Origin of the sequence: Allobosea sp. 2RAB26 (genome assembly GCF_052115465.1) — a bacterium.
GTDB lineage: Bacteria > Pseudomonadota > Alphaproteobacteria > Rhizobiales > Beijerinckiaceae > Allobosea.
Map to the genome: position 1 here is coordinate 25,234 of NZ_JBFRGS010000015.1, position 18,587 is coordinate 43,820.

Below are 18,587 nucleotides of genomic sequence, written 5' to 3' on the forward strand. Positions count from 1 at the left end.
TCGCGCGCTTCGGCACCGGCGTAGAGCCGGCATCCAAAAAAAGAGGGGCCGCTGGGGCGGCCCCTGCCTCCGAGAGGTGCTTGCCTCTCAGCTGTGATGGCGCCGCATCGCCGGTGCGTAATATTGATGCTCACGCAGCTCCTTCATGTGCTCATGATAGGCGCGATACTGCTGCTGCTCCTGCAGGGCGAGCGGGTTCTCGTACTGCTCGTGGATGATGCTTTCGGGGCCGAACTCGTAGGCCTGCGCCGTGTTGGCCATCCCGAACAGCGCGAGAAGGCCTCCGACAAGGGCAATCCTGTAAGTGATCATGACTGATCTCCTGCGTTCCAAAGCACGAGGCCGGGTTGAAATCCGACTTCGTATCCATATTACCGTCGCGAAGCTGAAATGTTCATGCAAATAACCGTGATCTGATTTCCTGCGAAATTCATCAAATACGCAAATTGCCGCCTCAATGTGGGATTCAATCTTGGATTAAATCTCTGTGAACAGAGCATTAACAAATGTTAACTTGATGATGCCAAGACTTCGGCACTGCGTGTCTTTGCTGGCAGACCTCTCGTCGAGTGAAATAAAACCGGCGAGAGCGGCAAACCAGGCACGCGTTCTGTGAGCGGAGCTTGCGACAAGCGGCCCGGAGATGTCTTCCCTAAGTTGCACGAGCGAGCCGGCACGACAGTAGAGGCCGCAAGGAATGACAGTACCTCGCAGTCGCGAAAGATTTTGTGCTGCAGCGCACTCGTCATTGACTGAGACGGCGAGGGCGGGTTGGGGCGCCGGAATCGCCGCCCTTCCGCCCAGGGGCCGAACCGGCCGCTATCGCTTGCGCATGATGGGCGCAATCATCCTCCGCGACTGCGTCAGGTGCGAGAGTGTCAATCGAGATGCCCTGGGGACGCTGAGCGACGGTGAAACCCTTGTTCAGGCAAGCCGTTACGCAGCGTGAAACATCTCGTATCTGGTTCCGCGAACAACAAGCCCGGCGAGTAGACGCTGCTCATGCAGGTCGCCTTGGCGTTGTCGCTCTCTCGATGCAGTTCGACACTGAACATTGTCTCCCCGATGCATCCCGAGAGAACCGCAACTGACGCGATGACAAGGGCATATCGGGTGTTGATCATCGCGGCTCGCGGGCAAGGCAGGAGGAGAAACCGGGTGAGCATGGCATCGTGACATGAAGGTCCACGTCAATCAGGTGCACGATATGGTCTCATGAAGTGCTGTCGGTACCGTTGCGCTCAACTGACACCGGAGATGGGGGGCGTCGTATTCGCGGATTCCGGTTTTCCTCTTCTGAGTTCCTGCACCACGCCACGCTCTGTTCTTTGAAACCGAGGGCGGCGCGGGCTCCCAGATGAAACCGGTCATTGGACCGGAAACTACAACCAACCTATTGCGCAAATGACGTCCACACCGACATCGCCGTAACGGTCAGGCCGAAAAGCGAATAGAGCAATGACCCAGATAGCTCCTTCAAGCTCGCTGCGAGCGACGCATCGTCGGAATGTCCGCCCTCCGTTCGCTTGACGAGCGTTTGCATCGCGACAAACGCGCCTGCGAAGAAGAAGCTAGCTGCGCCGATGTGTTGAATGGGCCCCATGTCTTGAAACAGGTCCGGGAATCGCACGCTTGCGGCCGCAATCAGGATGCCCAAAAGGAAACTCACCGAACCAACGGCCTTTGCCACCCTGGAAAAACTCAATTCCATCTCCTCGTATCGCGGTGCTGGGGACGTAGCGCAGGACTGTAAACAAAGCTGCTCGGCGGCTCCGGCGGGATTTCTGCGAAGGGGGGCGCGCAGATCACGAAAGGGCCGAGAGAGTTCTGGGGTGGAGGCTGGCCGTTTCCATGTGCCGCGGGAACAATGGGCRCACCCGATCCTTCCACGCCGCGATGGTCGAAGCTGCGACCCAGGGCTGTGCCTGGCGATGGTTGTGTCGGCACTCATCTCCGTCCCGGCCAGGCGCTCACGTCTGCGTGACGGTGTAACCAAATCGCCCCGCCGAGCGATCTCTCCCCAAAGCCGCCTGGGGCGGCTGCGCCGGAGAGACGAGATGCACCACGAAACGATGTCACCGGTCCGCAGCACGGGGGCGGCCGAAGACGATCTCGGCACAGGACGCGCGCTCGTCGCGAACGGCGAGAGGGACGGGAGACGCGCCATGCTCGGCAGGCGCAGCTTCATCCTGCTCGCTGGCGCGGTGCTCGCAGCATCGGGTGTCCGGGCCGATATGCCCCGCCCGGTCAACACGCTCGGCTCACCGGACGGGCTCGCGATCCGCGGCTACGATCCCGTCGCCTATTTCCACGATGGCGGCCCGAGGCTGGGCAGGCCGGAATTTTCCGTCGCCCTTCACGGCGCCACCTGGCGCTTCGCCAGCGCCGAGCACAAGGCCTTGCTCGAAGCCGATCCGGCGCGCTACCTGCCGGCCTATGGCGGCTTCTGCGCCTATGGCACCTCGCGGGGCTATCTCGTGAAGATCGAGCCGGAGGCCTGGTCCATCGTCGATGGCACGCTCTACCTCAACTACGATCGCGATGTCCGGAAGACCTGGCTCGGCGATCCCGCAGGGTTTATCGCCAAGGCCGAGCGCCATTGGCCGCAATTGAACGCGGCGCATATCCAGTAGGAGACGCGGCCGCCGCGTAGCCACAGGCCTTCACGCACCAGAAAGCAGATGGACGGGGCAGGGTTGCCGCGCCCGTCACCGACCCTGCGCGAATGCATCGAGCGCGAGGCGCATCTGCTCGTAGCATTGTGGCCCGCCATGCCCTTCGGCCTCGACGATGACCAGGCGACTGGCCGGCCAGCGCTGGTGCAGGTTCCAGGGGGTGATCGCGGGTCCGCTGACATCGCGACGGCCATGGATGAGAACGGCGGGAATATCGGCGATCTCGGCGATACGGCGCAGGATCTCCTGCCCATTCCGCAGAAACCCGTCATGGGCCCAGTAATGCGTGACGAGCGTCGCAAACGCCAGGCCGCGTTCGTCGTCGGGCGGTTGGCTCGGCGGCTCCCAGCCCGGGTCGAGCGAGATATGGGTCGCTTCCCATGTGTTCCAGGCGCGGGCTGCGAGCACGCGCTCCTGGAGGCCGCAGGTGGCCAGCCGCCTGGCATAGGCTTCGACGACGCGCTCGCCGGGGCGCCGGCCCGAATCCCGCTCGAAACGTTGCCAGGCTTCGGGAAACAGGCGCCCGACGCCTTCGGTGATCCAGTCGACCTCCTCGCGGCTGGTCGTGGTGACCGCGACCAGCACCAGTTCGGAGACCCTGCCGGGATGCGCCTGCGCATAGGCCAGCGCCAGCGTCGAGCCCCAGGAGACGCCCGAGACGAGCCAGGACGCGATACCGAGATGCGTCCTGACGGCCTCGATATCCCCGATCAGCGCCTGCGTCGTATTTCGGTGCAATTCGCCGGGAGCGTCCGAGGCGAGGGGGCGGCTTCGTCCGCAGCCGCGCTGGTCGATCCCGATGATGCAGTAGCGTTCCGGGTCGAAATGGCGGCGATAGCTGCCCGAGCGGAGCCCGCTGCCCGGGCCGCCATGCAGGTACAAGGCGGGCTTGCCGTCGGGGTTGCCCGAGATTTCCCAGTAGATTTCGGTTCCATCGCCGACGGCGAGAAGCCCGGCATCGAACGGCTCGGGCAGGGGGCGGGGTTCTGCGTTCATGCCGGTGCTGTGGGGCAGCGGGGGAAGCGCCGTCAACCGGCCGATGGACCTGCTCGTCCTGGAATGCGGCCGATCGAGCCTTCCATGGTTGCATCGGCCTTCTCGAAAATCGCAATGCACATTTCGGGGCGATGCTTTAGCGAGGACATCGCCTGAAACCGGACGGCCCTCGATGACGCTCATCATCTTCGATTGCGACGGCGTGCTTGTGAACAGCGAGGAGGTCTATCTCGCTGCCGAGCTTGAGTTCCTGGCCTCGGTCGGCGTCGTCCTCGAACGCGATGTCTATACGGACACGTTCATGGGGCTGTCCCCGCCGTTGTGGCAGGCAAGGCTCCAGTCGATCATCGCGGAGCAGCGCAGCGCGCCCCTGCCATCCGATTTCTTCGTGCGGCTGGATGACCACACGACGGCACGCATAGAGGTGCATCTGGCCGCCCTTCCGGACGCCCGGCAGACCATCGATGGCATCGAGGCGCGCCGTTGCGTCGCATCGAGCACGCCGTCCGCGCGGCTGCGCTGGAAGCTGCAGCAGACCGGCCTGATCGGCCTGTTCGATCCGCATATCTTCTCCTCGGACATGGTCGCGAACGGGAAGCCCGCGCCCGACCTGTTTCTCCATGCCGCAGCCGCGATGGGCGTGCAGCCCGGTGAGTGCGTGGTTGTCGAGGACAGCGTCAACGGCGTCATGGCGGGCAAGGCCGCCGGCATGCAGGTCATCGGCTTCACCGCTGGCGCTCACTGCGCCGGCAATCATGGCGACCGTCTGGGGATGGCGGGGGCCGATCGCATCGTCGGCAGCTATGGCGATCTCGCCGCCGCATTGGACGGGTTGGGGGCATAGTGACTGCTCGGGGCCGCCCGATAGCCTTGGCCACGGCACAGGCGGTTTGTCGCGCTTTCTCCGTCGGTGGATTCCGGCCCCTGCCGAAACTAAACTGCGACAATGACCATTACGCGCCTCGACCACGTGCAACTCGCCATGCCAGCCGGCGGCGAAAGCGAGGCGCGCGCCTTCTATGCGGACATTCTCGGCATCAGCGAAGTCGCCAAGCCCGCTCATCTCGCCGGCCGGGGCGGATGCTGGTTCGAACAGGGGGCGTTGAAGGTCCATTTGGGAGTGGACGCCGATTTCAAGCCAGCCCGCAAAGCGCACCCGGCCTTCATCGTGAGCGATCTCGCAGCGCTGGTCACCACGCTGAAGGCGCGCGGCTACCACGTGGCCGAGGACCAGCCCTTGGACGGATATGACCGCATGTATGTGGACGACCCGTTCGGGAACCGCATCGAGTTGATGGAGCCGCTGTCGGCGGCGAAGCTCGGCTGAGGCTGAAAACAGCGACCCGGATGCCCTGCCTCCTGCGGTGCTCGATTGCGGCTCGGGGTCAAAATGATGCGGGGCGTGGGGATGTGTCGCTTGCGGGCGGCGCGCATCGAGGGTTCGATGCGCGGATGATGAGCGAGCAGGCCACGGCAACCGACGACAAGGCTCTGACGGAGCAGGTGGGACATGTGCTCCGCCACATCTGGGACCCGATCGGGCTCGGCGCGGAAGGGCCGGCCGATGAATATGACAGCTATGTGCCCGGCCTCATTGCGCTGGTGCGGAGCACGACGGCGTCCGAAGCCGAGATCCTGGCCCATCTCCTGCTGATCGAGAGCGAGATGATGGGGCTGGCTCCCGCGAGCGTCCCGGCGACACGGGTTGCGCGGGCGCTGCTCGGGCTACGCGATGCGTGGAGGCGAAAGCCCGATGTCCTCGTGAGCCAGGTCTTGAGCGCGGACGGGCTACATTGCCTTTGGCTGTTTCGACGTCCCGACGGCCTCTATTCCTACGAGCATGCGGCACTTCGGCACGAGGTGGACGTGAACGGCTCCTGGTCATGGTGGGCTGGGGCGGGCAAGGGGCGATCGGGACTCTTTGCCACCACAGACGCTGCCGAGCACGATGCGCGCAGCGTGACCGACTGGATGTGCTGAGGGCGGCCATCCGCCAAGGCCGTCCAGACCGGCCGTTCCCGCTCACGCAAGCTTTGCGCAAATACCGATTGGCCTCCCGGGCGATGCGGCACTAGCCTGAGTTTCTCTGCCTGACCAAGGAGGAAACCATGGCGACCGATGGACCGGACCTTATTCGCAGACGCATTCTTCTAGGCGGCACCGCGCTTGCCGCGTCGGGCCTTGCATCCGCCCCGACGATCCAGACAGCGCAGGCCCAGCAGCCCGCGCCCGCGCCGGCCTCCGGGCGCAAGCCCAATATCCTGATGATTATGGGCGACGATATCGGCTGGTTCAATCCGAGCATCTATCACCGCGGCATGATGGGCTATCGCACGCCGAATATCGACCGCATCGGCAATGAAGGCGCGATGTTCACCGACTGGTACGGCGAACAGAGCTGCACCGCCGGGCGCGCCGCCTTCATCACCGGCCAGTCGCCGATCCGTACGGGCCTCACCAAGGTCGGCCTGCCCGGCGCCGATATCGGCCTGCAGCCGCAGGATCCGACGGTGGCCGAACTGCTGAAGCCGCTCGGTTATGTCAGCGGCCAGTTCGGCAAGAACCATCTCGGCGACAAGGACGAGCACCTGCCGACCAATCACGGCTTCGACGAGTTCTTCGGCAATCTCTACCACCTCAACGCCGAGGAGGAGCCGGAGAACCCCGACTACCCCAAGGATCCGGAGTTCAAGAAGCGTTTCGGACCGCGCGGCGTCATCCGCTCCTCGGCCGACGGCAAGATCGAGGATACCGGGCCGCTGACCAAGAAGCGGATGGAAACCATCGATGACGAGACGACCGCCGCCGCGATCGACTTCATCGACCGGCAGAACAAGGCCCAGAAGCCGTGGCTCTGCTACTTCAACTCGACCCGGATGCACGTCAACACGCATCTCAAGCCGGAATCCGCCGGCAAGACCGGCAAGGGCATCTATCCCGATGGCATGGTCGAGCATGACGGGCATATCGGCCAGCTCCTGAAGAAGCTCGACGATCTCGGCATCACCCAGAACACCATCGTCGTCTATACCAGCGACAACGGCGCCGAGGTGATGACCTGGCCGGATGGCGGCTCGACCCCGTTCCGCGGGGAAAAGGCGACCAATTGGGAAGGCGGTTTTCGCGTGCCCACCCTCATTCGCTGGCCCGGCGTGATCAAGCCCGGCACGATCTATAACGAGGCCTTCTCGCATTACGACCTGATCCCGACCTTCTGCGCTGCGGGCGGGGAGCCGGATGTCGTCGCCAAATGCCTGAAGGGGCACCAGGCCAATGGCAAGACCTTCAAGGTGCATCTCGACGGCTTCAACCTGATGCCGTTCTTCACCGGCAGCGCCAAGGATTCTCCGCGCCGCGATTTCCTCTACTGGAACGACGACGGCGAGCTGGTCTCGGTGCGCATCGCCGACTGGAAGGTCGTGTTCAAGGCGCAGGAGCACGAGGGCATCGATGTCTGGCGCCGGGAGTTCACCAATCTGCGGGTGCCAAAGCTGTTCAACCTGCGTGCCGATCCTTTCGAGCGCGGCGATGTATCGCTGGAATACGAGAAATGGCTCGTCGATCGCTCTTTTGTCGTGGTCCCGACACAGGCGGTTGTCGGGAAATGGCTGGAAAGCTTCAAGGAGTTCCCGATCCGGCAGAAGCCGGCGAGCTTCAACCTCGATGACGTCATGCGGAAGCTGACGCCCAAAAACTAGTCGGCGCAGAGAGTGGCCGCCGCCGATGCTGTCCATTGGAGAGCAGTGTCAGCGGCGGCCGTCATGGCCCGGTCCGCGAGCAGCCCAGCAGACAAAGGCCAGTCCGCCTGCGAGGCCAGCTAGATCATCGAGCCGGAAATCGTATCCGGACCGATGATCTAACCCTTTGTGTTTGCATCGGCTTTCCCGAAAACCGCAATCCACTTTTCGGGCCGATGCTTTAGCAGCAGGAAGGCAACGACGCCGGTGTGCCAAGCGGTCACTTCGTAGAGCCCGACGAGCACGCTCACGCCGAGCAGGACGGCGAGGCTCGGGCGGAGCTGCACGCGCCATACAGAGCTGATGATCGATTTCAGCACGGGCATGAGCTCCGTCGCGGTGCGGTTTGGCACGTGCTGACCTCAGCCCGGGTTCCGGCATCATGATGCAAGCGCCACAGGACTGCCCCCCTGCGGTAAGCGGTTTCACTCCGCTTCACATCTTGCGAAGTCTATGGGACGAGACGGAAGGGGGCGCGAGTGTTGAGGATAGCGGCCGCACAAACCGTTGTTTCGCCCGACATCGCCGCCAATGGCAGCGCCATCCGCGCGATGATTGCGCGTGCGGCGGGCGAGGGGGCTCGCCTGATCAGTTTCAGCGAAGGGGCGCTGTCGGGCTACGCAAAGAGCCAGATCCTGAAACAGGGGCATTGGCAGGCCTTCGATTGGGCCATTCAGGAAGCCGAGCTTCGCGCGATTGCTGAGCTTTGCGGGCAGCTCCGCATCGTCGCGGTCGTCGGCGGGGCCCATCGGCTCGGTCGGGGATATCCGCCGCACAACAGTCTCTACGTCTTCTCCGATACCGGCGCTCTGCTCACCCGATACGACAAGCGATTTCTCTCGAATACCGAACTTGCTGGCTGGTACACGCCTGGAACGGAGCCGGTCATGGTCGACGTCGATGGCTACAGGTTTGGCTGTGCGATCTGCATCGAATCCCAGTTCCCCGAGATCTTCAGCGACTATGAGCGTCTCGGCGTCGATGGGGTTCTGTTCGCGTCATACGGCCTTCCCGCGTATTTTCAGATCGCGCTCCGGGCTCATGCCGGCCTGAACTGCATCTGGATCGCTGCTGCCACCCCCGCGCAGGACGCCGCCAAGGGCCCTGCCGGCATCATTGGACCGGACGGGGCATGGGCCGCGCAATCGTCGCCATCCCCAGAGCCTGGTCTGGCCATGGCAATGCTGGACCGGAACGACCCCGCCTACGAAATCGCGCTTCAAAGGGCGCGGCCCTGGCGCGCCAGGGCAAGAGAAGGCGAGATCTATCGCGAAAAGCTGGCCGACGATCCCAGGAGCGCAAACCGAAGCGGATATTGAACCGTCCAAGTCCTTGGCGGGAATTGAGACCCGCCGCTGTGGTGCCTGACACTGCAGTGATGCTACGGCAGCTTCGTCAAACAGCGTCTTGATCGTCCAACGGGTTGCAAAGGGCAAGTAACAGGGTGCAGTGGCTTCTCCAGGAATTCGAGGATACCGCCAAGCTGGCCGAGGCGCTTGACCGGCTCGGAATCTCCTACACCTGGCACAAGTTCGTGCCGTTCGTCGGAGAGCTTATCCCTGAGCCGATCGTCGCGGATCCTGGCTCAGTGGTCATGTTCGGCTCCTACACGCTGTGGAAGAACGCCGAGGTGAACGGTTACTGGCCCGGCGTGTTCAAGCTGCGTCCCTTCGTTCAGGAACAGGTTTGGCACCCATACCTCCTCAACGGAGCTGACGCACTGTTCATGACCCTTAGGGACATCCCCGAGGGTCTGGCTGACGACGGGAGGGACTGGTTCTTGCGTCCGGTCGATGACAGCAAGGCGGAACCTGGCAACGTCAAATCGACCGGCGAAATCATCCGCATGGCGGAGAGGGTCCTTGCGCTGGACGAAGATGAAATCCCGATGGGATCACTTCGCCACGACACGCGCCTGATGCTCACCAAGCCTGTTCGCATCCTGCGGGAATGGCGCCTCTGGGCCGTCAACGGTCGGATCGTGACCTATTCGCTCTACAAGGATGGATCGCGCGTCGTCTACCGCCCCGAGATCGACGACGATGCACTGGATTTCGGGCAGCGCATCGTGGACATCAATCCGGGCTATTCGCCGGCTTATGTCATCGATCTCTGCCGCACCGAGGAGGGACTGAAGCTCCTTGAGACGAACTGTCTCAACGCCGCTGGGTTCTACGCCGCAGATCTCGTGAAGCTCGCGACGGCGATCGACGGCCTGGTTCGCGACTGACGTTTCGCAGAGGGCGCGAAGCGCTCAGCTCTGCTCCAATGCAGGCAGGCACTCGGTCCGTTCGTTGGAGGTTTGAGCGGCAAGGGCGGCATAGACCACCAATCTCAGATGCCGTCCGCCATCGACGGTGAGCGACGTGTGTTCGAAGGTGACGGGGCGGCCCCCGACGCGAAGCGTGCGCGTGCCGGTGCAGGGTGCGTGGACGTCCGGGCTGCGCCACCATGTCTTGAATTCCGGCGAGACATCTTCCAGTTCCGCGACCAGGGCGCGCATATCCGCATCGCCGCGCGCGCCTGCAAAATCCCGGCGAAAGCTCGCCAGCATGGCTTGCGCCTGGTTTTCCCAATCCACAAGCGTATCGGCGAGGTGCTGATCGCAGAACAGCATCCACAGCAGGTTGCGCCGGTTTGAAGGCTGGCTGCCGAACCGGAACAGGGCTTCGGCCGCGTCGTTATAGGCCAGCACGTCCCAGCGCAGGTTGAGAATATAGGCCGCGTGTGGGGCGAGGTCGTCCATCAGCCGGTTCACGAGGGACGGAACCGTGCACCATGTCTTCCCCGGCTCGGCCGGTGGGCGCTCCTGGGCGAGCAGGAAGAGATGCCGTCGCTCAGCACCATCGAGCTTCAGCACCCTGGCGAGATTGTCGAGGAAACCGGAGGAGACGCCGATATTGCGACCCTGCTCGAGCCATGTGTACCAAGTCAGGCCCACCCCGGCGAGCGCGGCAACCTCCTCGCGCCTGAGGCCGGCCGTACGCCGACGCTTGCCGGAGGGTAAGCCGGCATCCTCGGGCGTCAGCCGCTCGCGGTGCGCACGCAGGAACTCTGAAAGCTCGGGTCGGGTCCGATCGAAGGTCGCCATGGCCCAATCCGTACAAAAAGTAATAGCATAATGAGTTAAATTGTATCAGCGTCAATGCCGCTTCATGGCTGTTGCGTCGTTAATCCGAGGACGCAACATGAGTTCCGATACCGCTACGGCCCAAACCCTGCGCAGCCCGGCAGAAAGCTGCGGGGTCCGCCCGCCCTGGCTCGGTTTGTCCGTTCTGCTTCTGGCGGGATTCGTGACGATCTTCGATCTGTTCGTGGTCAATGTCGCGATCCCGGCCATGCAGGCCAGCCTCGGCGCCAGCCTGTCACAGATCGGCTTCATCGTCGCGGGCTATGAACTTGGCTTCGGGGTGCTGTTGATCACCGGTGGGCGGCTCGGCGACATTCACGGCCGCCGGCGGCTCTTCGTCGTCGGAATTGCCGGTTTCACGCTCGCCTCGGCGCTCTGCGGATTGGCGCCGACGATCGAAATCCTCATCGCTGCGCGCGTGGTGCAGGGACTGACGGCAGCACTCCTGTTTCCGCAGGTCTATGCCTCGATCCGGGTAAGTTTCTCTGCTGACGACGCTCGTCGCGCCTTTGGACTGCTCGGCATGACCTTGGGCCTTGCCGCCATCGCGGGCCAGGTGGTCGGCGGCTTTCTCGTCGAGGCGAACCTGTTCGGTCTCGGTTGGCGCATGATCTTCCTCATCAATGTTCCTATCGGTGTCATCGCCATCCTGATGGCGCCGTTCATTCCCGAGACCTACGCGCCGGAGCGTCCGAGCCTCGACTGGTCCGGCGTGGCCCTCGTGAGCCTGGGGCTGACGCTTTTGCTCGTGCCACTGATCGAAGGGCCGGCGCAGGGCTGGCCGCTTTGGACCCTTGCATCGCTGGCAGGGGCCGCCGTCCTGATCGCTGCGTTCTACGGGCAGCAGGAGAGCCGGCGCCGGGCGGGCGGCGAGCCTCTCGTCGATATGAAGCTCATGCGTCAATCGCGCTTTGCCCAAGGCGGTCTGTTGGTCGTCCTGATCTATTCGACATCGTCCTCGTTCTTTCTATGCTTTGCTCTCCTGGCGCAGACCGGGTTCGGTCTCAGTCCTTTCGAGGCGGGTCTCACTTTCGTCCCCTGCAGCATCGGGTTCGTCATCGCCTCCATGGCGGCGCCCCGTCTCGTCGCGCGCCTTGGCACAGCCGCAATTGCCGCAGGCGCACTTCTCTATGCCGTGTCGCTTGGCATTCTGATCGCGCAGGTCTGGCTTGCCGGAGCAGGGCTCGTGGTCGCGCATCTGATCCCGGCCTTGATCGTGGTCGGCGCGGCCCAGGGCCTCATCATGACGCCGCTGCTCAACCTCGTCCTCGGTTTTGTGGGGGAGGGACAGGCAGGCATGGCCTCTGGCGTCGTCGCAACGCTGCAGCAAGTCGGTGCGGCGCTGGGAGTGGCCGTCGTCGGCATCCTCTTCGGTGCGGCGCTTGCCGCCGGCATCGACGCAGGAGGGCAAGCCCAGCTCTACGCCTCTGCCTTCGTCGGCGGGATGGCCTACAACCTCGCCGCCGCGATCGTCGCCGCTGTCCTGATCTTTGGGATTGCGCGCAGGAGATTGCCGCGATGACCTTGAAGCCTGGCCTGGGATCGAGGCTCAAGCCGTGCCCGGACCTTCCCCAGATGATCGCCCTCGCCAAAACCCTTGGCACGCGCAACAATGTCGGGCGCCTTGAGGTCTTCGAGATGGATCTGCAATGCATGGAATTCCGCCTGGCCGGCGCCGATCGTGCGCTCTGATCCGGCGGTCATCCAGTCGCTGTCTCGTGCCTTCATCGACAGGAGAGCGACCATGTCTGGCAGGAACCCATCTCCGACCTGGCGCCTCGGTGCCCGCCAGGTGAGAAGGCTCGGCTACGGTGCCATGCAGCTTGCCGGGCCTGGCGTATTCGGCCCGCCGAAGGACCGGGATGCGGCGCTCGCGGTGTTGCGCGAGGTGATTGCCTGCGGCGTCGACCATATCGACACGAGCGATTACTACGGCCCGCATGTCACCAACCAGCTGATCCGCGAGGCGCTGTCGCCCTATCCCGACGATCTCGTCATCGTCACCAAGATCGGCGCCCGGCGCGGCGCTGACGGATCCTGGCTTCCCGCGATCTCGCCGGACGCGTTGCGGCAGGCCGTGCACGACAATCTGCGCAATCTCGGGCTCGAGGCGCTCGATGTCGTCAACCTGCGGCTCTGGGGCGATGGCCATGGCCCGGCTGAGGGCAGCCTGGCTGCCGAGCTGACCGTGCTCGCCGAACTCCAGCAACAGGGCCTTGTCCGCCATATCGGTCTCAGCAATGTCACCGCCAGGCAGGTCGGGGAGGGGCGCGGCATCTGCGAGATCGTCTGCGTCCAGAACCACTACAATCTCGTTCACCGCACAGATGACGCGCTGATCGACGAGCTGGCGGCTGCGGGCACGGCCTATGTACCCTTCTTCCCGCTCGGAGGCTTTTCGCCCCTGCAATCGGCTGGGCTGACCGAGGTGGCGGCGCGGGTCGGCGCAACGTCGATGCAGGTCGCGCTCGCCTGGCTGCTGCAGCGCGCGCCGAATATTCTGCTGATCCCGGGCACCGGCTCGGTCCCTCATCTCCGCGAGAATATCGCCGCCGGCGCGCTGGACCTGAGCGGTGAGGCGATCGCGGCGTTGAACACCATCGCAGCGGGATCCGCTTCGGTCCGGACCTGACGGCAGCGCGTGGGGCATGCTTGCCGGGCCCATGCGCGATGGCGGTATCAGACGGCAATCGAGGAGGTGCCCTGCCTCAGGGCGAGCGCCCGATCAGCCGGTCCTCGACATTCTGCAGATGCCGGCGCATCGCGTCCGCGGCGCCCCCGGGCTCGCGGTGGGCGATCGCGTCGACGATCCGGTCATGGTCCTCGAAGCTGTGATGATCCGCAGGCGGGCTTGAATGGCTCGGTCGCGGCCGCCCCCAGGTGACGGCGCGGCGCACAGCGTTCAGCGTTTCCAGAAGCGCGATCAGGATCGGGTTATGCGCGGCCTCGGCGATCTGGTGGTGGAAGCGCGCGTCATAAGCCTCGTATTCGCGCCAGCTCGTCGCGGCGCGGCAGGAGGCGTTCAGTTCGGCGAGCGTCGCGATCTCGGCCACCGTGGCGTTGATCGCCGCGAGGCGTGAGAGCTCGGGCTCGAGGCCGATCCGCGCCTTCATCACCTGGACCGGATTGCTGCGCTGCACCAGGTCCGCGATATCGACCAGTTGCGGCGGCTTGGGGCCGACGAACGTGCCCTTGCCGACGTGGCGCCAGAGCTGGCCCTCGCGTTCGAGCGCGGCGAGGCCCTTGCGCAGTTCTGTGCGCTTCACCCCTAGCAGTTCGGCCAGCTCCCGCTCCGGCGGCAGGCGCCCGTCATCCGGCAGCTGCGCCGCGGTGATGTAGCCATAGAGCTGCGTCAGGACGCCCGAGACATCGGCATCGGGCGGGATGGGGGCTTTCTGATCCATGATGTGCGACCGGCAATGGGGAACGTGATCGTGATCCCATGGATCGCGGGCGAGCGCAACCATTTTGAATATTGGTTGTGATTATTGCTGCGCTGCGCAAGGATTATCGGGCAAATTACTGCAAATCGAAGTCTTGACAGGATCAATCCGGCACATGACAGTGCCCAAAATAAAATTGGTTGCGACCAAGATCGCGCAAAAAACCAAAACAGAACTCTGGGAGGAGTCAGATCATGAAGCTGTTGAGGAGAAGGTCCGTCCTGTTCGGCGCCGCCGCAGTCAGCGCTGCGCTGATGCTCGGAAGCGCCGCCGCGCAGGCGCAAGCGAAGGTCAGGGTTGCGCTGGGAGACGTGCTGTCGACCGAGACGCTCTCGATGATCATCGCGCTGGAGCGCGCCAAGGAGAAGGGCGTCGATTACCAGGTGACGCATTTCTCGAAGGAGGACCTTGCCATCCAGGCCGTGATCAACGGCCAGGCGGATCTCGGCGTCGGCACGCCCTACGCGGTCGTCCAGAAGAGCAAGGCGCCGCTGCGCGTGCTCTTCCAGGGCACGCGCCTCGTCTTCTTCCCGGTCGCGGACAAGTCCTACAAGACCTGGAAGGACATGAACGGCCAGCCGATCGCCTTTCACGCCCGCGCCACCGGAACCGAGGCGATCGGCAACATTATCGCCAAGCGTGAGGGCATCCAGTTTGGCGAGCGCAGCTATGTGCCGGGCTCGGAGAACCGGATCATCGGCATGATGAAGGGCCAGATCAAAGCCACCATCGTCGATCTCGCCAACAAGAACCTGCTGCTGGAGAAGGCGGGCGACCGCTTCCATGTCCTGCCCGGCGTTAGCGAGCCGGCTTCCGACGAGACGCTGTTCGGCCGGACCGACTGGATCCAGAAGAACGAGAAGCAGGTCGATGTCATCGTCACCGAATTCCTGCGGCTCTGGCAGGAAATGGCGGCCAATCCGGCGATCGTCGAGCAGGAGAGGGTCAAGCGCAAGCTGATGGCCGACCAGCCGAAGGAGGTACTGGAGGGCATCACCAAATTCTACACGCTGGCGACCAAGGAAGGCGTCTATGCGCCGGCCGGCGGCAGCGCCGAGGTCGCGAAGGCCGATTTCGAGTTCTACACCGAGGCCGGCCAGCTGCAGGGTCCGGCCGCCGAGCTGAAGGTCGAGGATTTCTGGTACCTCGCGCCGCTGGAGCGGGCACGCAAGGCCCTGGGCAGCTAGCCTCGTCCGGACCCGTCCCCGGGCCGGTGCATGCAGCATCCGGCCTGGGGACCCCTCGTTTCGAAAACGCGCACAAGCGGAGTGCTCTCCCTTGCAGATTTCCGAACTTGCTCCTGCCCTGCCGGCGCTTGGCAGGGCTCCGGCCCAGCGCTGGCGCGATCTCCTGATCCATCCGCTCGTGCTGCGCCTGGTGTCCTTCGCGGCCGCTCTCGCGCTTTGGGAATATGCCGGGCGGATACCGCTCAGCCCCGCCTTTCCGACTTTCCTGGAAACGCTCGGTGGTCTTCGCGCGATCATGGCCGATGGAACCCTGTTCAAGGCCTTCCTGATCACACTCCACCCGCTCGTCATCGGGCTGACCGCCTCGATCCTGTGCGGCGTCGCGCTTGGCGTGCTGATGGGGTTGCACGAACCCTCGGAATGGCTGTTCGCGCCGATCTTCGTGATCGCCCAGGCGGCGCCGCTGGCGGCCCTCATCCCGATCCTGACCTTCGCCTATGGCATCGGGCTGACCGCCAAGGTCATGACCGTCTGCATCATGGCGATGCCGGTCATCGTGCTGAACACGCTCGGCGCCGTGCGCAACACGCCGAAATCGCTTCTCGAAATGGGCAGCTCGTTTCTCGCGACGCGCAGCCAGAGCATCCGCCTCATCATCCTGCCGGCAGCCAGCCCGATGATCTTCGCAGGCCTTCGGCTCGGCTGCGCCGCCGCCTTCATCGGCGTGATCCTCGCCGAACTGCTGATCACGCCGACCGGCATCGGCGACGTGATCTCCTACAACCAATCGGTCGCCGACTATCCCAAGATGTACGCGGCCATCCTCGCCATCATCGTGTTCTCGGTCCTGTTCATCGAGCTGCTCGAGCGGATCGAAGTCACCCTGTTTCGACCGGAGGTGCGCAGATGAACCCCAACGCAGCCATCATGCCGCAGCACCTCGGTGACCGTCCGCCGTTTCCCGCCCGCGCGGCCCGGCCGATCGTCGAAGTGCGCAGCGTCTCGAAAACCTATGCCGGCGGCGTCGAGGCGCTGAGCGGCATCTCGCTCGAGTTTCCGGAAGGGCGCCTGACGACGCTGCTCGGCCCCTCGGGCTGCGGCAAGACCACGCTCCTCAAGATCATCGCGGGCCTGATCCCGGCCACCGGCGGCCAGGTCCTCGTCGATGGCCGCGAGGTCACCGGACCCGGCCCCGAACGCGCCTTCGTCTTCCAGGATTTTGCGCTGATGCCCTGGGCCAGCGTCATCCGCAACGTCGCCTTCGGGCTCGAGCTGCGCGGTATCGCCCATAGCGAACGCGAGGCGATCGCGGAACGCCATATCGCGCGCGTCGGTCTCAAGGGTTTTGAAAAGAAGTACCCGCACGAACTCTCCGGCGGCATGCGCCAGCGCGTCGGCCTGGCGCGTGCGCTGGCGGTCGATGCCAAGGTCGTGCTGATGGACGAACCGTTCTCGGCCGTGGATGAGCAGACCCGCCGCAAGTTCCAGGAAGAGCTGCTCGAACTCGTCGCCAATGAAGGAAAATCCTTCATCTTCGTCACGCACAGCATCGAGGAGGCGGTCTATGTCTCCGACCGGATTGCGCTGCTCTCGCGCCGGCCGAGCCGCGTCTCGGCGATCATCGAGCCGCAGATCGTCCGTGGCGGCGACCCCGAGAAGATCAGGCGCGACAGCGCCTATCTCGATGTCGTCGAGGCGATCTGGCAGCAGCTCCGGCATTACTTGGACTAGGAGTCGGCCATGGTCATTTCAGGTATCCGCCTGCCGATGATGGCGGCGCTTCTCGTCTGGGCCGTGATCTGGGAGATCGCCGGTCATACCGATGCCGGCTTCATCCTGCCGCCGCTGTCGCGCATCATCTGGCGCGTCTTCGAGATCGTCCCGACAGCCTCCTTCCTCGACGCACTGCTGATCACCGGCCGCGCCTTCCTACTCGGCAACACGATTGCGATCTGCGTCGGCGTCCCGCTCGGCATCGTGATGGGCCGCTCGGTCATTGCCGACCGACTTCTCCTGCCCTGGGTGAATCTCTTCCTCTCCGCGCCGCTCAGCGCGCTGGTGCCGGTGATCATGGTGCTGTTCGGGCTGGGCGAGACGACGATCGTGCTGACCGTCGTGCTCTTCTCGATGTGGATCATCGTCCTCAACACGCGCGCCGGCATCCGCGCCATTTCGCCCTCGCTGGTCGAGATGGCGCGCAGCTTCGGCGCCAATCGCTGGCAGGCCTTCAGCCGGATCTATCTCTGGGCGGCACTCCCCGAAATCCTGGCGGGCATCCGGCTCGGCATGATCCGCGCCGTCAAGGGCGTGGTCATCGGGCAGCTGCTGGTCTCCGTCGTCGGCTTCGGCACGCTCTTCGAAATCTACCAGTCGCATTTCCTGATGGAGCATTTCTGGGCGCTGCTGCTCGTGCTCTTCGCCTTCGCCTTCACCCTCAACGAACTGCTCGCCCGGCTCGAACGTCGGTTCGGCTATTACGCCGCCGCGCGCTGAAGACCTCTCTTGCCAACGAAGGATCCCGCAAGATGAATATCGCCACGCCTCAGAACCATGTCGTCCAGGCCCCGGAACAGGTCACGGTCCCGGTGCGAGGGACGCAAAGCCGTTTCCCCGTTCACCGCATCTACTGCGTCGGCCGCAACTATGCCGCCCACACCATCGAGATGGGCGGCGACCCCAATCGCGAGGCGCCGTTCTTCTTCCAGAAGAACCCCGACAGCGTCGTCCTCGATGGCGCCGATTTCCCCTATCCGCCGCGCAGCAGCAATGTTCACCACGAGATCGAGATGGTGGTCGCCCTTGCCAAGGGCGGCAAGGATATCCCGGTCGAGCGCGCGCTCGAGCATGTCTATGGCTATGCGGTGGGCCTCGACATGACGCGGCGCGATCTGCAGGACGAGTGCAAGAAGGCGGGCCGGCCCTGGGAGATCGGCAAGGCCTTCGAGCATTCCGCGCCGCTCAGCGGAATCGTGCCTGCGAGCACGATCGGCCATCCCGAGAACGGTGCGGTCTGGCTCAAGGTGAATGGCGAAATCCGCCAGCAGGGCGATCTCAACCACATGATCTGGAAGGTGCCGGAGATGATCTCGTATCTCTCCGGCCTGTTCGAGTTGCAGCCGGGCGACCTGATCATGTCCGGCACGCCGTCGGGCGTCGGCGCCATCGTCCGCGGTGACGTGATGGAGGGCCATGTCGAGGGCATCGGAACGGTGCACGCCAAGGTCGCCTGAGCGCGGCGACCGCGCCCCTCACGGCAGGCCGGCCTCGGCCGGTCGTGCCGTGAAGGGGCAATTTGCCTGATGGGCGCCGGCCGGTTTCAATATCGCGGCGCGACCGTCGGCGCCTTCGGCCAGGGCTGTTGCCGATAACGCCCTGGAACAGGTTCGCTGGCTGGCGGGTTACCCTGGAAACCAGGGAGG

General features: G+C 64.3%; 21 protein-coding genes. 15 read left to right on the forward strand and 6 right to left on the reverse strand.

The window, feature by feature from the left end; genetic code table 11:
• Positions 1-87: 87 nt before the first annotated feature.
• Both AB4118_RS24795 and AB4118_RS24800 read right to left on the reverse strand, forming a co-directional pair.
• Positions 88-312: a hypothetical protein gene (locus AB4118_RS24795; protein WP_441492235.1), complete on the reverse strand. Its 225-nt coding sequence runs from the start codon at positions 310-312 to the stop codon at positions 88-90.
• A gap of 1,081 nt (positions 313-1,393) precedes the next feature.
• Positions 1,394-1,711 carry a hypothetical protein gene (locus AB4118_RS24800; RefSeq protein WP_441492236.1) on the reverse strand — a complete coding sequence of 106 codons (318 nt, stop codon included), beginning with the start codon at positions 1,709-1,711 and terminating at the stop codon, positions 1,394-1,396.
• Between the two features lie 346 nt (positions 1,712-2,057).
• Here AB4118_RS24800 and AB4118_RS24805 point away from each other — a divergent pair, with 346 nt between their 5' ends.
• The gene (locus AB4118_RS24805) at positions 2,058-2,633 is read left to right on the forward strand and encodes a YHS domain-containing (seleno)protein (protein ID WP_441492237.1); all 576 of its coding nucleotides are present in this window, start codon (positions 2,058-2,060) and stop codon (positions 2,631-2,633) included.
• Positions 2,634-2,708: 75 nt separating this feature from the next.
• On the opposite strand, the gene pip is transcribed toward AB4118_RS24805, so the two are convergent.
• Positions 2,709-3,671, reverse strand: coding sequence for a prolyl aminopeptidase (pip, locus tag AB4118_RS24810; protein WP_441492238.1), 963 nt, complete (start codon positions 3,669-3,671; stop codon positions 2,709-2,711).
• A 172-nt stretch (positions 3,672-3,843) separates the two neighbouring features.
• Between pip and AB4118_RS24815 the strand changes: the two genes are divergently transcribed.
• From AB4118_RS24815 to AB4118_RS24830, 4 genes are all read left to right on the forward strand, one after another.
• Positions 3,844-4,515 carry an HAD family hydrolase gene (locus AB4118_RS24815; RefSeq protein ID WP_441492239.1) on the forward strand — a complete coding sequence of 224 codons (672 nt, stop codon included), beginning with the start codon at positions 3,844-3,846 and terminating at the stop codon, positions 4,513-4,515.
• Between the two features lie 102 nt (positions 4,516-4,617).
• Positions 4,618-4,998, forward strand: coding sequence for a VOC family protein (locus AB4118_RS24820; protein WP_441492240.1), 381 nt, complete (start codon positions 4,618-4,620; stop codon positions 4,996-4,998).
• A 128-nt stretch (positions 4,999-5,126) separates the two neighbouring features.
• On the forward strand, positions 5,127-5,651 hold the full coding sequence (locus tag AB4118_RS24825; protein WP_441492241.1) for a hypothetical protein: 525 nt from the start codon (positions 5,127-5,129) through the stop codon (positions 5,649-5,651).
• 128 nt (positions 5,652-5,779) lie between these two features.
• Positions 5,780-7,369, forward strand: a complete 1,590-nt coding sequence (locus AB4118_RS24830) for an arylsulfatase (protein ID WP_441492242.1) — start codon at positions 5,780-5,782, stop codon at positions 7,367-7,369.
• A gap of 158 nt (positions 7,370-7,527) precedes the next feature.
• Here AB4118_RS24830 and AB4118_RS24835 read toward each other — a convergent pair whose 3' ends face one another.
• A complete protein-coding gene (locus tag AB4118_RS24835; protein ID WP_441492243.1) occupies positions 7,528-7,728 on the reverse strand; it encodes a hypothetical protein in 201 nt (66 codons plus the stop codon).
• Positions 7,729-7,887: 159 nt separating this feature from the next.
• On the opposite strand from AB4118_RS24835, the gene AB4118_RS24840 reads away from it, so the two are divergent.
• Entirely contained in the window at positions 7,888-8,727 is an 840-nt protein-coding gene (locus tag AB4118_RS24840) for a carbon-nitrogen hydrolase family protein (RefSeq protein ID WP_441492244.1), read from the forward strand.
• A gap of 125 nt (positions 8,728-8,852) precedes the next feature.
• Positions 8,853-9,638 carry an ATP-grasp domain-containing protein gene (locus tag AB4118_RS24845; RefSeq protein ID WP_441492245.1) on the forward strand — a complete coding sequence of 262 codons (786 nt, stop codon included), beginning with the start codon at positions 8,853-8,855 and terminating at the stop codon, positions 9,636-9,638.
• A 24-nt stretch (positions 9,639-9,662) separates the two neighbouring features.
• On the opposite strand, the gene AB4118_RS24850 is transcribed toward AB4118_RS24845, so the two are convergent.
• Positions 9,663-10,499 carry a helix-turn-helix transcriptional regulator gene (locus AB4118_RS24850; protein WP_441492246.1) on the reverse strand — a complete coding sequence of 279 codons (837 nt, stop codon included), beginning with the start codon at positions 10,497-10,499 and terminating at the stop codon, positions 9,663-9,665.
• A gap of 97 nt (positions 10,500-10,596) precedes the next feature.
• Between AB4118_RS24850 and AB4118_RS24855 the strand changes: the two genes are divergently transcribed.
• From AB4118_RS24855 to AB4118_RS24865, 3 genes are read left to right on the forward strand one after another with little or no spacing between them, the layout of a single operon-like run.
• The gene (locus tag AB4118_RS24855) at positions 10,597-12,060 is read left to right on the forward strand and encodes an MFS transporter (protein ID WP_441492247.1); all 1,464 of its coding nucleotides are present in this window, start codon (positions 10,597-10,599) and stop codon (positions 12,058-12,060) included.
• Positions 12,057-12,230, forward strand: a complete 174-nt coding sequence (locus AB4118_RS24860) for a hypothetical protein (RefSeq protein ID WP_441492248.1) — start codon at positions 12,057-12,059, stop codon at positions 12,228-12,230. The genes AB4118_RS24855 and AB4118_RS24860 overlap by 4 nt, the downstream gene beginning before the upstream one ends.
• A 52-nt stretch (positions 12,231-12,282) precedes the next feature.
• Positions 12,283-13,170 carry an aldo/keto reductase family oxidoreductase gene (locus AB4118_RS24865; RefSeq protein WP_441492249.1) on the forward strand — a complete coding sequence of 296 codons (888 nt, stop codon included), beginning with the start codon at positions 12,283-12,285 and terminating at the stop codon, positions 13,168-13,170.
• A gap of 76 nt (positions 13,171-13,246) precedes the next feature.
• Here the strand turns inward: AB4118_RS24865 and AB4118_RS24870 are convergent, their stop codons facing one another.
• Positions 13,247-13,942: a FadR/GntR family transcriptional regulator gene (locus tag AB4118_RS24870; protein WP_441492250.1), complete on the reverse strand. Its 696-nt coding sequence runs from the start codon at positions 13,940-13,942 to the stop codon at positions 13,247-13,249.
• Positions 13,943-14,175: 233 nt separating this feature from the next.
• Here AB4118_RS24870 and AB4118_RS24875 point away from each other — a divergent pair, with 233 nt between their 5' ends.
• The 5 genes from AB4118_RS24875 (at position 14,176) to AB4118_RS24895 (ending at position 18,398) form a co-directional block, all read left to right on the forward strand.
• Complete coding sequence (locus AB4118_RS24875) at positions 14,176-15,168, forward strand: ABC transporter substrate-binding protein (protein ID WP_441492251.1); 993 nt, start codon at positions 14,176-14,178, stop codon at positions 15,166-15,168.
• Between the two features lie 91 nt (positions 15,169-15,259).
• Positions 15,260-16,078: an ABC transporter permease gene (locus AB4118_RS24880; protein ID WP_441492252.1), complete on the forward strand. Its 819-nt coding sequence runs from the start codon at positions 15,260-15,262 to the stop codon at positions 16,076-16,078.
• 17 nt (positions 16,079-16,095) lie between these two features.
• On the forward strand, positions 16,096-16,899 hold the full coding sequence (locus AB4118_RS24885; RefSeq protein ID WP_441492368.1) for an ABC transporter ATP-binding protein: 804 nt from the start codon (positions 16,096-16,098) through the stop codon (positions 16,897-16,899).
• A gap of 9 nt (positions 16,900-16,908) precedes the next feature.
• The gene (locus tag AB4118_RS24890; RefSeq protein ID WP_441492253.1) at positions 16,909-17,661 is read left to right on the forward strand and encodes an ABC transporter permease; all 753 of its coding nucleotides are present in this window, start codon (positions 16,909-16,911) and stop codon (positions 17,659-17,661) included.
• A gap of 32 nt (positions 17,662-17,693) precedes the next feature.
• Entirely contained in the window at positions 17,694-18,398 is a 705-nt protein-coding gene (locus AB4118_RS24895) for a fumarylacetoacetate hydrolase family protein (RefSeq protein WP_441492254.1), read from the forward strand.
• Positions 18,399-18,587: the final 189 nt, after the last annotated feature.